Below are 13,692 nucleotides of genomic sequence, written 5' to 3'. Positions count from 1 at the left end.
TATACTCACGGCCCCATGGCCACCGACCCCGCGCGAAGACCGCCGACCATCGATCCCACGGCGGCTGCGCGCTGGAGCCGGCTGGCGCCCGCCGACGGCTCGCCCTGGCTCCACGAGGAGGTCGGCCGCCGCATGGAGGACCGGCTGCAGTGGATCAAGGCCCAGCCGCGCCACTGGGCCGACTGGGCGCCGCTGCGCGGCGGCCTCGAGGCGCACGAGCGCGTGGCCCGGCGCTACCGCGAGGCCGTCCCCTTCGTGATCGAACCCGAGCCGGCGCTCGCCGCCGCATCGAGCGCGGCGCTGAGCGCGCCCTGGTGGAGCGCGCGCCGCTGGCAGGCCGGCGGCCGCACGCGCTTCGAGGCACCGCCCGAGGACGGCGTGGACCTGCTCTGGGCCAACATGTCGCTGCACATGGCTGCCGATCCCGAAGCGCTGATCGCGCAGTGGCACCGGCTGGTCGCGACCAACGGCTTCCTGATGTTCTCCTGCCTCGGCCCCGACACCGTGCGCGAACTGCGCGCGCTGCACGCCCGGCTCGGCTGGCCGGCCGCGGGCCACGAGTTCACCGACATGCACGACTGGGGCGACATGCTGGTGCATGCCGGCTTCGCCGAGCCGGTGATGGACATGGAACGCATCGTGCTTACATGGACCACGCCCGAAGCCGCGCTGGCCGAGCTGCGCACGCTCGGGCGCAACCTGCATCCCGCGCGCTTTCCCGCGCTGCGCGGCAGGGCCTGGCACCAGGCGCTGAAGCGCGCGCTGCCCGAACTCGCGCCGGCCGAAGGGGGTGACGGGCGCATCGCGCTGACCTTCGAAGTCATCTACGGCCACGCCTTCAAGCCGGCGCCGCGCGTGGCGCTTGCGGCCGAGAGCGCGGTGTCGCTGCGCGAGATGCGCTCGATGCTTCAGCGCGGGCGTCCCGGCGCCTAGGCGCACGGCGCATTTCGCCGACGGGCGCCTGTGTCTACCCGCTACAATCCGCCGTTGCGTGAAACTCGCGGGTATGGTTCCGCGAACGAGGTCTGTCGGATCCTGTGGAGACAAGGGAACGGTCGGCCATCGACGCACCGATTTGCTGAACTCGCCCGTGTCGAATTCCGTGTTTCGCTTTGCCACCGTTTCAGGCCAGGGCATCCAATGGTTCCTGAAGCGGAACTGCTCGGTGACGCCGAGCCAGCTGGGCTGGCTCTACGCCTCGCTGTGCGTGGTATCGCTCGGCATCGGCACGGCCTTCTGGCTGCACGGTGCGCCGCTGGTCCTGCCCTTCGCCTGGCTCGAACTGGCGGCGGTGGGTTTCGCCTTCATGCTGTACGCACGGCACGCGACCGATGGAGAGAGGATCGCGCTGCAGGGCGGCAGGCTGGTGGTGGAGCTCGAGAACGGCGGCGACTACGAGCGCACGGAATTCTTGCCGCACCAGGTGCGGGTCGAGCCCCGGGCCGGCGATCGTTCGCTGATCGAGGTCTCCGGCCAGGGGCGATCGGTCAGGGTGGGGCGCTACGTGCGTCCGGAGTTGCGGGCCGCACTGGCGCGCGAGATTCGCATGGCGTTGCGTGGCGCCTGAGGGATCCGCGCGGCGCTGCTGGGTTGGGTTTGTTGAAAAAATTGAAGAAACGTGAACACGATGAAGAGCATTTGGCGCAATAAGTACAGGCTGGCAAATCTGTTGCTGGCGGCCGGCGCGGCTTTCAGCGGCGCGGCGCACGCAGTCAACGATCTGCCCGGCGGCCCCTCGGTGCGCCAGCTGAATCTTCCGCTTGGCGTCACCAAGATCGCGCAGGAGCAGCATTTCCTCCATACGGTGATGATGATCATCTGCACGGTCATCTTCATCGCCGTGTTCTCGGTCATGTTCTATTCGATCTGGAAGCACCGCAAGTCGGTGGGCCACAAGGCCGCGAACTTCCATGAATCGGTGGTGGTCGAGGTCATCTGGACCATCGTGCCCTTCCTCATCGTGATCGTGATGGCGCTGCCCGCCACCAAGGTGCTCGTGGCCCAGAAGGACACCACCAACGCCGACCTCACGATCAAGACCACCGGCTACCAGTGGAAGTGGGGCTACGACTACCTGAGCGGCGAAGGCGAGGGCCTGGCCTTCATCTCCACGCTCGACAGCAAGCACCGCGCCATCTCCGACGCGGGCGCCAAGGGCGACGTTCCGGCCGACTACCTCTTCAAGGTCGACAACCCGCTGGTCGTGCCGGTCCAGAAGAAGGTCCGCATCATCACCACCGCCAACGACGTGATCCACGCCTTCGCGGTGCCGCAGCTCGGCATCAAGCAGGACGCGATTCCCGGCTTCGTGCGCGACACATGGTTCCGCGCCGAGACCGTGGGCGACTACTACGGCCAGTGCCAGGAACTCTGCGGCAAGGAACACGCCTACATGCCGATCCACGTGAAGGTGGTCTCGGCCGCCGACTACACCGCCTGGGTCGACGCCAAGCGCAAGGAAGCCGCGGCCAAGCTCGACGACCCGAGCAAGGTCTGGGCCCTGCCCGAAATGATGGTGCGCGGCGAGAAGGTCTATGCGGCCAACTGCGCGGCCTGCCACCAGGCCAACGGCAAGGGCGCAGGCCCGATCAAGCCGCTCGACGCGAGCCCCAAGGTGGTCGATGCCGACCACAAGGTGCAGCTGCTGGTGCTGCTCAACGGCCAGAACAACGGCGCGATGCCGTCGTGGAAGCAACTGAGCGATACCGACCTCGCGGCGGTCGCCACGTACACGAAGAACAGCTGGTCGAACAAGACCGGCCAGATCGTGCAGCCGGCCGAAGTTCTGGCCCTGCGCGGCAAGTGATCGCGAAGATCGAGCCCGAGCGCCACGCGACGAAGAAATTGCAAGGAACAACGAAATGAGTGCAGTCCTCGACCCCCACGGTCACGTTCACGACGGTCACGCACACGACGAGCACCACGAGGCGCCCACCGGCTGGCGCCGCTGGGTGTTCGCGACCAACCACAAGGACATCGGCACGCTCTACCTGCTGTTCAGCTTCACGATGCTGATGGTGGGCGGCGTGCTCGCGCTGCTGATCCGCGCCGAGCTGTTCCAGCCCGGCCTGCAGGTGGTGAACCCCGAGCTGTTCAACCAGTTCACGACCATGCACGGTCTGATCATGGTGTTCGGCGCGATCATGCCGGCCTTCGTGGGCTTCGCGAACTGGATGATCCCGCTGCAGATCGGCGCCTCGGACATGGCGTTCGCGCGCATGAACAACTTCAGCTTCTGGCTGCTGATCCCGGCGGCCCTGATGCTGGTGGGTTCGTTCTTCATGCCCGGCGGCGCACCGGCCGCGGGCTGGACGCTCTACGCGCCGCTCACGCTGCAGATGGGCCCCTCGATGGACGCCGGCATCTTCGCGATGCACATCATGGGCGCCTCGTCGATCATGGGTTCGATCAACATCATCGTCACCATCCTCAACATGCGCGCCCCGGGCATGACGCTGATGAAGATGCCGATGTTCTGCTGGACCTGGCTCATCACCGCCTACCTGCTGATCGCCGTGATGCCCGTGCTCGCCGGCGCCATCACCATGACGCTGACCGACCGCCACTTCGGCACCAGCTTCTTCAACCCCGCCGGCGGCGGCGACCCGGTGATGTACCAGCACATCTTCTGGTTCTTCGGCCACCCCGAGGTCTACATCATGATCCTGCCGGCCTTCGGCATCATCAGCCAGATCGTGCCGGCCTTCTCGCGCAAGAAGCTCTTCGGCTACGCCTCGATGGTGTACGCCACCTCGTCGATCGCGATCCTGTCGTTCATCGTCTGGGCGCACCACATGTTCACCACGGGCATGCCGGTCACGGGCCAGCTGTTCTTCATGTACGCGACCATGCTGATCGCGGTGCCCACGGCCGTGAAGATCTTCAACTGGATCGCCACCATGTGGCAGGGTTCGATGACCTTCGAGACCCCGATGCTGTTCGCGGTCGGCTTCATCTTCGTGTTCACGATGGGCGGCTTCACGGGCCTGATCCTCGCGGTCGCGCCGATCGACATCCAGCTGCAGGACACCTACTACGTGGTGGCCCACTTCCACTACGTGCTCGTGGCCGGTTCGCTGTATGCGATGTTCGCGGGCTACTACTACTGGGCGCCCAAGTGGACCGGCGTGATGTACAGCGAAACGCGCGGCAAGATCCACTTCTGGTGGTCGCTGATCTCGTTCAACGTCACCTTCTTCCCGATGCACTTCCTGGGCCTGGCGGGCATGCCGCGCCGCTATGCCGACTACCCGATGCAGTTCGCCGACTTCAACGCGGTGGCCTCGGTCGGTGCCTTCGCGTTCGGCCTGGCGCAGGTGTACTTCTTCCTCTTCATCGTGCTGCCCAACATGCTCGGCAAGGGCGAGAAGGCGCCGCAGAAGCCCTGGGAAGCCGCTGAAGGCCTCGAGTGGGAAGTGCCGTCGCCGGCGCCCTTCCACACCTTCGAGAACCCGCCCAAGCTCGACGCGACCGCCACCAAGGTGATCGGCTGAACGGTCCGCGCACGGCCACCCGCTTGACGATCATGACCACGCCCGAACAGAAGAGGAACAACCGCCGCATGGGGCTCACGCTGGCCTCCATCGCCTTGATCTTCTTCCTCGGCTTCGTGATCCGCATGGTCTGGTTCAGCGGCCGCTGAAGACGACGAACGGAGCACCGCCCATGAGCCTCGGTCAACGCATCCGGCGCGCCAACGTCCGCATGGTCGGCAAGCTGGCCGTGGTGGCCTGCGGCATGTTCGCGTTCGGCTATGCGCTGGTGCCGCTCTACCGCGCGATCTGCGAAATGACCGGCATCAACATCCTCGCGCTCAACGAGCTCGAGGTGCCCGGCGGCGCGAAGGGCGGAAAGAACGTGCGCGTGCCCGACAACACCCAGGTCGACACCAGCCGCACCATCACGGTCGAGTTCGATTCCAACGTGCGCGGCGGCCTCTGGGACTTCAAGCCCGCGGCACGGACGATGCAGGTGCATCCGGGCGAACTCAACACCGTGATGTACGAGTTCCAGAACGTGCAGAACCGCCGCATGGCGGCGCAGGCCATTCCGAGCTACGCGCCGCAGCAGGCCGCGCCGTACTTCAACAAGCTCGAATGCTTCTGCTTCAACCAGTACACGCTCGACGCGGGCGAGAAGAAGCAGTGGCCCGTGGCCTTCGTGATCGATCCCAAGATCTCCAAGGACGTGAAGACCATCACGCTGTCGTACACCTTCTTCGAGGTCGGCGGCAAGACGCCCGCCGCACCCGTGGCCGCCGTTTCGAATGCCGCCGATGAGCCCCGCTCGTGACCGCGCCCGAAACACCGCGCAAGGGAACGCTGTGGGGCACGGTGAAGGCCGTGTGCTGGTCGTTCTTCGGCGTGCGCAAGAAAAGCGCCTACCAGGACGACCTGTCGAAGCTGAATCCGCTGCACATCATTGCCGTGGCCTTTGCCATGGTCATCGTTTTCATCGTCGGGCTGGTGCTGCTGGTGCGCCACGTGGTTGCGTCCTGAGCACGGCCCGCGAGATCCAGACCCCATCGAATCGAGAGAAGAAAGAAAGCCAGGAGCTGATATGAGTCCCACCACCCACGGCAGCACGCCCTACTACTTCGTGCCAGGGCCCTCGGCCTATCCGGTCCTGTCCGCGATCGGCCTGTTCTTCGTGATCCTCGGCGCCGGGCAGTGGATCAACGGCCATCAATGGGGCGCGTGGTCGTTGCTGATCGGCATGCTGATCTGGCTCGGCACGCTGTTCTCGTGGTTCCGCGCCGCGGTCGGCGAGAGCGAGAGCGGCCAGTACGGCCACAAGATCGACCTCTCGTACCGCTGGAGCATGAGCTGGTTCATCTTCTCGGAAGTGATGTTCTTCGGCGCCTTCTTCACGGCGCTTTGGTGGGCCCGCACGCACGCGCTGCCCTCGCTCGGCAGCCTCGACAACGCGCTGCTCTGGCCCGACTTCAAGGCCGTGTGGCCGAGCGTCGCACCGGGTGCGACCGGCTCGCCGGCCGACATCGTCGAGCCGTTCCAGACGGTCGGTCCGTTCTGGCTGCCCACCATCAACACCGCGCTGCTGCTGAGCTCGGGCGTCACGCTCACCATCGCCCACCACGCGCTGCGCGTCGGCCACCGGGCGCAGACGATCCGCTTCATGTGGCTCACCGTGCTGCTCGGCTTGGTCTTCCTCGGCGTGCAGGGCTACGAGTACTTCCACCTCTACACCGATCTGAACCTCAAGCTCAATTCGGGCGCCTACGGTTCGACCTTCTTCATGCTGACCGGCTTCCACGGCCTGCACGTGTTCATCGGCATGCTGATGCTGCTGTTCATCACGCTGCGCCTGCAGAAGGGCCACTTCACGCCCGAGCGGCACTTCGGCTTCGAAGGCGCGGCCTGGTACTGGCACTTCGTCGACGTGGTCTGGCTCGGCCTCTACGTGCTGGTCTACTGGCTTTGAGCGAACCACTCGGCATGCAACCCAAAAAAAGGCGCCGAAAGGCGCCTTTTTCATGGTTCTCGTGGAACGAGCACCATCTACTTGCCGACCGGGAGCCCGGTGGGCTGGATGTAGCCGAGTTTCCAGGCCAGCAGCATGCAGAGGAACAAAACCACCGAGAGGCCGATCCGAAAGGTGAGCGCGCGCGCCATGCCGCCGGTCTTGGCGCGCCCGTTGCGCCCGTCCTTCAGCATGTAGAAGAGCGCGAAGGCCAGGCTCGCGAAGATGCCCACGAAAAGCAGGGCGATGAAATATTTCATGATCTCGATTATCGGCCGCACGCCCCATCCGCTCCAGTGACGCCCGAACCTCTCCGCGCCCGAGCGGCGCCCCGGCGGCCAGGCCGCTTCCTGCTGGTCACGCTGGCGGCGTTGCTGACGGTCGCGACCACCGTGTCGCTCGGCCGCTGGCAGCTCTCGCGCGCGGCGCAGAAGGAGGCGCTGCAGGCCGAGATCGACGCCCAGAAGCAGAAACCGCCGCTCGACCAGGCCGAATTCCTCGCGCTGGAGTCGCCGGTCAATGCGCTGCACCGCCCGGTGCGCCTGCGCGGGCTCTGGCTGTCGCCGCAGACGGTCTACCTCGACAACCGGCAGATGCACGGCGTGCCGGGCTTCTACGTGCTCACGCCCTTCGCCCTCGAAGGCAGCGACCAGACCGTGATGGTCCAGCGCGGCTGGGTGCAGCGCAATTTCAACGACCGCACGCAGCTCGGCGCGGTCGAGACGCCGCCGGGCATCGTCGAAGTGACGGGGCTGATCGAGCCGCCGCCCGGCCATCTGTTCGAACTCGGCAAGCCCGCGGCGGCCGCCTCGGCACCGGCCGGCGAGGGGTCTTCGCCCATCCGGCAGAATCTCGACCTGGAGGCATTCCGCGCCGAAACCAAGCTGCCGCTGCGCACCGACGTGTCGCTGCAGCAGGTCGGCGCCGCTTCCGAGGGGTTGCAGCGCGACTGGCCGGCACCCGCTCTGGGTCTGGAGAAGCACTACGGCTATGCATTCCAGTGGTTCGGGCTCTCAGCCCTCGTGGTCATCCTCTATGTCTGGTTCCAACTCATTGCCCCCATCCGCCGCTCGAGGCGCCGCGCACGCGATGCAACCGACCGCTTCTGACGAACCGCTGGGCCTGACGGTGCATTCGATGCCCTCGCCCAACCAGGCGCTCGACGGCGCGGAGGGCCGTCGCACGGTCGTCGGGCGCTGGAAGATGATCGCCGTGATGCTGATGTGCGCCGCGCCCGTCATCGCGTCGTACTTCACCTACTACGTGATCCGCCCCGAGGGCCGCAGCGTCTACGGCGAGCTGATCGATCCGCAGCGCACGCTGCCGGCGCTCACGGTCGCTGACCGCGCCGGTGCGCCGGTGGACCTTGCCACGCTCAAGGGCCAGTGGCTGCTGGTCGCGGTGGCCGATGCGGCCTGCGATGCGCTCTGCGAGCAGCAGCTCTACCTGCAGCGCCAGCTGCGCGAAAGCCTCGGCCGCGAGAAGGACCGCCTCGACCGCGTCTGGCTCGTGAGCGACGCGGCGCCGGTGCCGGAGCGGCTCGACAACGGCCTGCGCGGCGCCACCGTGCTGCGCGTGCCGGCCGAGCAGCTGTCCAAATGGCTCGCGCCCGTGGCCGGCCATTCGCTGGCGGAACACCTGTACGTGGTCGACCCGATGGGCAACTGGATGATGCGCTTCCCCGCCCGCATGGACGCCAAGGGCGCGGCGCGCGCCAAGCGCGACCTCGACCGCCTGCTGCGCGCCTCGGCCTCGTGGGACGAGGCCGGACGCTGACCGCACCATGGACACCGGTTCGCTCTACGACCTCACGCCCATCGCCTGGCTGATGGCGGCCGGCGTGCTGATCGCGCTCGGACCGCTGCTGTGGGTCTGGCGCCGCAACGCGGGTGCCGGGCCGGCGCGCCGGCTGCATGCGCTCACGGTGCTCACGCTCTTCCTCACCTTCGACCTCACGCTCTTCGGCGCCTTCACCCGGCTCACCGACTCTGGCCTGGGCTGTCCCGATTGGCCCGGTTGCTACGGCAACGCGAGCCCGGTGGGCGCGCGCCACGAGATCGCGATGGCGCAGTCGGCCCAGCCGACCGGCCCCGTGACGCACGGCAAGGCCTGGGTCGAGATGATCCACCGCTATCTCGCCACCGGCGTCGGCGTGCTGATCCTCACGCTCGCGGCCGCCACCTGGATCGTGCGGCGGCGCCAGCGGCGCGCGCCCGCCCCGGCGGACGCCGGCGAACACGCCACGCTGAGCGCCTGGTGGCCCGCGGCGACGCTGGTGTGGGTCTGCCTGCAGGGCGCCTTCGGCGCGCTGACCGTGACCTGGAAGCTCTTTCCCGCCATCGTCACGCTGCACCTGCTGGGCGCCGTGGTGTTGCTGGTGCTGCTGTGCATCCAGGCGGTGCGCTACCGGCAGGCCGCCGCCGACCGCCTGCCCGTGGTCGTGTCGCCGGGGCTGCGCATGGGGCTGATGCTCACTTCGGCGCTGCTGCTGCTGCAGATCGCGCTCGGCGGCTGGGTCAGCACCAACTACGCCGTGCTGGCCTGCACCCAGTTCCCGACCTGTCAGGGCAGCTGGTGGCCGCCGATGAACTTCGTCCAGGGCTTCGAGATCTGGCGCCACCTCGGCGTGACCGGCGACGGCGCACCGCTCGATTTCTCCGCGCTCACGGCGATCCACTACACGCACCGGCTGATGGCCTATGCAGTGTTCGCAGCGCTCGGCGTGCTCGCCTGGCGTCTTCGCGCCATTGCCGCGCTGCGGCCGCAGGCGCGCTGGCTCGCGGGGCTCGCGCTGCTGCAGCTCGCCACCGGGCTCGGCAACGTGCTGCTCGGCTGGCCGCTCGCCGCCGCCGTGCTCCACACCGGCGGCGCCGCGGCCCTGGCGGTGGTGCTGACGTGGGCCATCTGCGAAAGCCGCCGCGCGCCCGCCACCATGGCGGTACATGACCACGACAACCGGGCGCCGGGCGCGCCGGGCCCACACACCAACCCCAGGGAGGCCGCCGCGTGAGCACGCCGATTTCCGTGCAGCAGACCAGCACCGTCGGCGTGCTGCGTCAGTTCTATGCGCTCACCAAGCCGCGCGTGGTGCAGCTGATCGTCTTCTGCGCGCTCATCGGCATGGTGCTGGCCGTGCCCGGCCTGCCGACCTGGGCCGACGTGCAGCGCGCCGCGCTCGCATGCATCGGCATCTGGCTCGTGGCGGGCGCTGCGGCGGCGTTCAACTGCCTGGTCGAGAAGGGCATCGACGCCAAGATGAAACGCACCGCCTGGCGACCCACGGCGCGCGGGCAGCTCAGCGACCTGCAGGCGCTGGTGTTCTCGGCGGTGTTGTGCGCGGCCGGCTCGGCGCTGCTGTGGTTCAAGGTCAATCCGCTCACGATGTGGCTAACCTTCGCCACCTTCGTGGGCTATGCGGTGATCTACACCGTGATCCTGAAGCCGCTCACGCCGCAGAACATCGTGATCGGCGGCGCCTCGGGCGCGATGCCGCCGGTGCTCGGCTGGACCGCGATGACGGGCGAGGTGGGGCCGCAGGCGCTGGTCCTGTTCCTCATCATCTTCCTGTGGACGCCGCCGCACTTCTGGGCGCTGGCGCTCTACCGCGTCGAGGACTACCGCAAGGCCGGCCTGCCGATGCTGCCCGTGACGCACGGCAACGAGTTCACGCGGCTGCAGGTGCTGCTCTACACCTTCATCCTGTTCGCCGCCTGCCTGATGCCCTTCATCTACGGCATGAGCGGATGGCTCTACCTCGTCGTGGCGGTGGCCGTGAGCATCGGCTTCACCGGCTATGCGTTCGCGCTCTGGCGCAACTACTCCGACACGCTGGCGCGGAAGACCTTCCGCTTCTCGCTGATCCACCTGAGCGTGCTGTTCGCGGCACTGCTCGTCGACCACTACCTGCGCTGATGCAACCGTCCATGAACAAGCGAAATGTCCTTCGAATGATGGCCGGCGGCGCCGCATGGGCCGGCCTGGCCGCCACCCTGGGCCTCGCGGCCTGCAGCAAGGAGGCCGCCAAGCCGAGCTTCAACGCCATCGACATCACGGGCGCCGACTACGCCCGCGACTTCTCGCTCAAGGACGCCGATGGCAAGGTCCGCACGCTCGCGGACTTCAAGGGCAAGGTGGTGGTGCTGTTCTTCGGCTACGCGCAGTGCCCCGACGTCTGTCCCACCACCATGACCGAGATGGCGCAGGTCAAGCAGCAGCTCGGCAGCGACGCCGACAAGCTGCAGGTGGTGTTCGTCACCGTCGATCCCGCGCGCGACACGCCCGAAGTGCTCAAGGCCTACATGGGGGCCTTCGATCCGGCCTTCGTCGCGCTCATCCCCACGCCCGAGCAGCTCGCCGCCACGGCCAAGGACTTCAAGGTCTACTACAAGAAGGTCGATGGCAAGACGCCCACCAGCTACTCCATGGACCATTCGGCCGCGAGCTTCGTCTACGACACCGAGGGCCGGCTGCGGCTCTATGCGCGCTACGGCACGGGCGTGGCGCCGATGGTGGCGGACGTGAAGGCGCTGCTGCAGTCCTGAGCGGGCCGGCTTGTCCGACCGCGCCGTGCCCATGGATGCCGCCGCTGCCGCCGCTGCCGCCGCCGCGCTCGCTTCCGTCGCGCACCTGAAGGGGCGCAAGGGCGCGTTCCGCATCGCGCTGATCCCGCCCGAGGTGCTGCGCGGGCTCAACGACGGGCTGCTCGAGACCGTCAACCTCAACGAATTCCTGGCGCTGGAGCTGCCGCAGCTCGCACGCAGCGTGGCGCGCCACATCGGCCTCGACGCCGAGAGCGAGCGGCTGGCCGATACGCTCGCGATGCTCCCTGCGTTCAAGCCGATGCAGCGGCACGGCCACATCGCGCGTGCGCTCTACGACCTGGCCGCCGTCCATGCCGAGCGCGATGCCGTCGCCCACCGGCTTGCCACGCATGCGAGCGACGCCGCGCGCTGCTGGGCTGCGCAGTGGGTCGCGCTCTCGGGCCTGCCGCTGGCCGCGCGGCTGGACGCGGTGCGGCGCTTTGCCGCCGACCCGCATTTCGGTGTGCGCGAGATCGCCTGGATGGCGGTGCGCGACGCGGTGATCGACGCGCTCGACGAAGCGCTGGTGCTGCTGCAGCCCTGGACCGCCGACGCCGACCCGAACATCCGCCGCTTCGCGAGCGAACTCACGCGGCCGCGCGGCGTGTGGTGCGTGCAGATCGAGGCGCTCAAGGCCGAACCCTGGCGCGCGCTGCCGCTGCTCGAGGCGCTGCGCGCCGACGACAGCCGCTACGTGCAGAACTCAGTGGCGAACTGGCTCAACGACGCGAGCAAGACCCAGCCCGAATGGGTCGACCGGCTCGGCGCGCGCTGGCTGGCGGAATCCGACACGCCGGCCACGCGCTACATCGTGCGGCGGGCGCTGCGCACGCTCGGCAAGCAGGCCTGAAAAAGAAAAAGCCCGGCGCGGGCCGGGCTTCTTCGGTCGTGGCCGCGAGCGGCCGCGCTCAGGCGTAGTCGGCGAGCGCCTTCTTCATCTTCTTCATGGCCGCCACCTCGATCTGGCGGATGCGCTCGGCGCTGACGCCGTAGACCGCCGCCAGGTCGTGCAGCGTCATGCCGCCCGAGCCGTCGTCGTTGACCTTGAGCCAGCGCTCCTCGACGATGCGGCGGCTGCGGTCGTCCAGCGCTTCGAGCGCGGTCGCGATGCCGTCGCTCGAGAGCCGGTCGCGCTGCTGCGATTCGAGCAGCGCGGTGGGCTCCTGCGTCGCATCGGCCAGGTAGGCGATCGGTCCGAAGGCTTCTTCGCCGTCGTCGGAAGGGCTCGGATCGAGCAGCACGTCGCCGCCTGCGAGCCGGGTTTCCATCTCGAGCACTTCTTCCGGCTTGACGTTGAGCTTCGTCGCCATCTGCGAGACCTCGTCGGGGCTCAGCGTCTCGCGGTGCGTGCCGTTGTCGGCCGCGGCCGAATCGGCCTTGAAGCCCTGCTTCATCGAGCGCAGGTTGAAGAACAGCTTGCGCTGGGCCTTGGTCGTCGCGACCTTGACCATGCGCCAGTTCTTCAGGATGTACTCGTGGATCTCGGCCTTGATCCAGTGCATGGCGTAGCTCACGAGCCGGACGCCCTGGTCCGGGTCGAAGCGCTTCACGGCCTTCATCAGGCCGACGTTGCCTTCCTGGATCAGGTCGCCGTGCGGCAGGCCGTAACCCAGGTACTGGCGCGAGATCGACACCACGAGGCGCAGGTGCGAGAGGATCAGCGCACCGGCCGCTTCGAGGTCGTTGTGGTCGCGCAGACGGCGTGCGTAGCCCTGCTCTTCTTCGAGCGTGAGCATCGGCAGGCGGTTGGCGGCCGAAATATAGGCATCCAGGTTGCCCAGGGGCGGCACCATCGACCATGGATTGGCGACGGCGAGCTGGTTGGCAGAGGCTCCAGACAGCGTGGTCATCAGGGGAAACTCCTTTGTATTGGGCATATTAGCACTCGATTAGAGAGAGTGCTAAAGCCTGGGTTCCCCTGCAGTCTCTATCGTGCCGATAGCCAGCGTTGTAGTCTGGCCGGCGGGCAGGTCTGCGGCAGTGTCCGACGGCAGTCTTACCAGCGGATACCCAGGCGCAGGAACAGCCTCGAGAGTACGAACAGGGGCCCCACCCAGAGGTATTGGATGTCTTCGAAGAAGGAAGGTTTCCGGCCCTCGATCTTGTGGCCGACGAACTGAAAGATCCATGCCACCACGAAGATGGCGACGGAGACCGGCAAAACAAGGTCGCCCATCGCGTGGACCAGCGCCAGAACCGCCGCCGTGCCGATCAGCATGGTGATCAGAAAGGCAGGCGAGCGCAGCGTGGCGTAGTAGACGAGGCTGGCGGCCACGAAGACATAGGCGACCCACGGATGAATCGCGAACAGCAGGCCGACCAGGCTCAGCATGATCGCGGGTATGGCGATGAAGTGGATCAGCTCGTTGGTCGGATGGCGGTGGCTCTCCCCGTAGTGGGCCAGCAGCCGGTCGACCTTGCGGTCGCCTGCGGCCAGGGGGGCGTCGGCGGTGTGCATCATGGCTGTCTCCTGATCGTCGCCTGCGTCGGGGGCGAACTGCTCGAATGGTGCGCCCGCGGCCGGGCGATGGCAAGTGTTTCGCTATGAAAATAGTAGCGAGAAGCGCATGTCTCCCCCGCGACGGCATGACGAAGGGCACTGTTGCGGCGCCGCGCCGTCGCTAAGATCGAT

General features: G+C 67.5%; 17 protein-coding genes. 14 read left to right on the top strand and 3 right to left on the bottom strand.

Annotated features, from left to right (window positions below; genetic code table 11):
• The first annotated feature begins 15 nt into the window (after window positions 1–15).
• From M2165_RS05835 to M2165_RS05800, 8 genes are all read left to right on the top strand, one after another.
• A complete protein-coding gene (locus tag M2165_RS05835; RefSeq protein ID WP_280813729.1) occupies window positions 16–933 on the top strand; it encodes a biotin synthase in 918 nt (305 codons plus the stop codon).
• A 157-nt stretch (window positions 934–1,090) separates the two neighbouring features.
• Complete coding sequence (locus M2165_RS05830) at window positions 1,091–1,567, top strand: DUF2244 domain-containing protein (RefSeq protein ID WP_280813728.1); 477 nt, start codon at window positions 1,091–1,093, stop codon at window positions 1,565–1,567.
• A gap of 60 nt (window positions 1,568–1,627) precedes the next feature.
• Entirely contained in the window at window positions 1,628–2,806 is a 1,179-nt protein-coding gene (coxB, locus tag M2165_RS05825; RefSeq protein WP_280813727.1) for a cytochrome c oxidase subunit II, read from the top strand.
• Window positions 2,807–2,861: 55 nt separating this feature from the next.
• On the top strand, window positions 2,862–4,493 hold the full coding sequence (gene ctaD, locus M2165_RS05820; RefSeq protein WP_280813726.1) for a cytochrome c oxidase subunit I: 1,632 nt from the start codon (window positions 2,862–2,864) through the stop codon (window positions 4,491–4,493).
• 32 nt (window positions 4,494–4,525) lie between these two features.
• On the top strand, window positions 4,526–4,642 hold the full coding sequence (locus tag M2165_RS05815; protein WP_280813725.1) for a cytochrome oxidase small assembly protein: 117 nt from the start codon (window positions 4,526–4,528) through the stop codon (window positions 4,640–4,642).
• A gap of 23 nt (window positions 4,643–4,665) precedes the next feature.
• Window positions 4,666–5,292 (top strand): cytochrome c oxidase assembly protein, encoded by a 627-nt coding sequence (locus tag M2165_RS05810; protein ID WP_280813724.1) that lies wholly within the window; start codon window positions 4,666–4,668, stop codon window positions 5,290–5,292.
• Window positions 5,289–5,498: a DUF2970 domain-containing protein gene (locus M2165_RS05805; RefSeq protein WP_280813723.1), complete on the top strand. Its 210-nt coding sequence runs from the start codon at window positions 5,289–5,291 to the stop codon at window positions 5,496–5,498. Before M2165_RS05810 ends, M2165_RS05805 begins: the two co-directional genes overlap by 4 nt.
• A gap of 61 nt (window positions 5,499–5,559) precedes the next feature.
• Complete coding sequence (locus M2165_RS05800) at window positions 5,560–6,441, top strand: cytochrome c oxidase subunit 3 (protein WP_280813722.1); 882 nt, start codon at window positions 5,560–5,562, stop codon at window positions 6,439–6,441.
• A gap of 77 nt (window positions 6,442–6,518) precedes the next feature.
• Here the strand turns inward: M2165_RS05800 and M2165_RS05795 are convergent, their stop codons facing one another.
• Window positions 6,519–6,740 (bottom strand): twin transmembrane helix small protein, encoded by a 222-nt coding sequence (locus tag M2165_RS05795; RefSeq protein ID WP_280813721.1) that lies wholly within the window; start codon window positions 6,738–6,740, stop codon window positions 6,519–6,521.
• 36 nt (window positions 6,741–6,776) lie between these two features.
• Between M2165_RS05795 and M2165_RS05790 the strand changes: the two genes are divergently transcribed.
• From M2165_RS05790 to M2165_RS05765, 6 genes are read left to right on the top strand one after another with little or no spacing between them, the layout of a single operon-like run.
• Entirely contained in the window at window positions 6,777–7,589 is an 813-nt protein-coding gene (locus M2165_RS05790; RefSeq protein WP_280813720.1) for an SURF1 family protein, read from the top strand.
• The gene (locus M2165_RS05785; protein ID WP_280813719.1) at window positions 7,570–8,256 is read left to right on the top strand and encodes a hypothetical protein; all 687 of its coding nucleotides are present in this window, start codon (window positions 7,570–7,572) and stop codon (window positions 8,254–8,256) included. Before M2165_RS05790 ends, M2165_RS05785 begins: the two co-directional genes overlap by 20 nt.
• A 7-nt stretch (window positions 8,257–8,263) precedes the next feature.
• Window positions 8,264–9,490, top strand: a complete 1,227-nt coding sequence (locus M2165_RS05780) for a COX15/CtaA family protein (RefSeq protein ID WP_280813718.1) — start codon at window positions 8,264–8,266, stop codon at window positions 9,488–9,490.
• Window positions 9,487–10,392, top strand: a complete 906-nt coding sequence (cyoE, locus tag M2165_RS05775) for a heme o synthase (RefSeq protein ID WP_280813717.1) — start codon at window positions 9,487–9,489, stop codon at window positions 10,390–10,392. The genes M2165_RS05780 and cyoE overlap by 4 nt, the downstream gene beginning before the upstream one ends.
• 11 nt (window positions 10,393–10,403) lie before the next feature.
• A complete protein-coding gene (locus M2165_RS05770) occupies window positions 10,404–11,021 on the top strand; it encodes an SCO family protein (protein ID WP_280813716.1) in 618 nt (205 codons plus the stop codon).
• A gap of 31 nt (window positions 11,022–11,052) precedes the next feature.
• Window positions 11,053–11,910, top strand: coding sequence for a DNA alkylation repair protein (locus M2165_RS05765; protein WP_280813715.1), 858 nt, complete (start codon window positions 11,053–11,055; stop codon window positions 11,908–11,910).
• A 58-nt stretch (window positions 11,911–11,968) separates the two neighbouring features.
• Here the strand turns inward: M2165_RS05765 and rpoH are convergent, their stop codons facing one another.
• On the bottom strand, window positions 11,969–12,910 hold the full coding sequence (rpoH, locus tag M2165_RS05760; protein WP_280813714.1) for an RNA polymerase sigma factor RpoH: 942 nt from the start codon (window positions 12,908–12,910) through the stop codon (window positions 11,969–11,971).
• A 146-nt stretch (window positions 12,911–13,056) separates the two neighbouring features.
• Window positions 13,057–13,521: an Mpo1-like protein gene (locus M2165_RS05755; RefSeq protein WP_280813713.1), complete on the bottom strand. Its 465-nt coding sequence runs from the start codon at window positions 13,519–13,521 to the stop codon at window positions 13,057–13,059.
• Between the last annotated feature and the right edge of the window lie 171 nt (window positions 13,522–13,692).

It is taken from the genome of Variovorax sp. TBS-050B, assembly GCF_029893635.1.
Lineage (GTDB): Bacteria > Pseudomonadota > Gammaproteobacteria > Burkholderiales > Burkholderiaceae_C > Variovorax.
Note: the sequence above shows the minus strand (reverse complement) of the source record. Positions and strands in the feature narration are given on the sequence as shown.

Coding starts and splice junctions, on each gene's coding strand:
- ctaD (WP_280813726.1), top strand. CDS start 2,862: ATGAGTGCAGTCCTCGACCCCCACGGTCACGTTCACGACGGTCACGCA.
- M2165_RS05815 (WP_280813725.1), top strand. CDS start 4,526: ATGACCACGCCCGAACAGAAGAGGAACAACCGCCGCATGGGGCTCACG.
- M2165_RS05780 (WP_280813718.1), top strand. CDS start 8,264: ATGGACACCGGTTCGCTCTACGACCTCACGCCCATCGCCTGGCTGATG.
- M2165_RS05795 (WP_280813721.1), bottom strand. CDS start 6,740: ATGAAATATTTCATCGCCCTGCTTTTCGTGGGCATCTTCGCGAGCCTG.
- M2165_RS05785 (WP_280813719.1), top strand. CDS start 7,570: ATGCAACCGACCGCTTCTGACGAACCGCTGGGCCTGACGGTGCATTCG.
- M2165_RS05810 (WP_280813724.1), top strand. CDS start 4,666: ATGAGCCTCGGTCAACGCATCCGGCGCGCCAACGTCCGCATGGTCGGC.
- M2165_RS05800 (WP_280813722.1), top strand. CDS start 5,560: ATGAGTCCCACCACCCACGGCAGCACGCCCTACTACTTCGTGCCAGGG.
- coxB (WP_280813727.1), top strand. CDS start 1,628: ATGAAGAGCATTTGGCGCAATAAGTACAGGCTGGCAAATCTGTTGCTG.
- M2165_RS05770 (WP_280813716.1), top strand. CDS start 10,404: ATGAACAAGCGAAATGTCCTTCGAATGATGGCCGGCGGCGCCGCATGG.
- M2165_RS05835 (WP_280813729.1), top strand. CDS start 16: ATGGCCACCGACCCCGCGCGAAGACCGCCGACCATCGATCCCACGGCG.
- M2165_RS05755 (WP_280813713.1), bottom strand. CDS start 13,521: ATGATGCACACCGCCGACGCCCCCCTGGCCGCAGGCGACCGCAAGGTC.
- M2165_RS05765 (WP_280813715.1), top strand. CDS start 11,053: ATGGATGCCGCCGCTGCCGCCGCTGCCGCCGCCGCGCTCGCTTCCGTC.
- rpoH (WP_280813714.1), bottom strand. CDS start 12,910: ATGACCACGCTGTCTGGAGCCTCTGCCAACCAGCTCGCCGTCGCCAAT.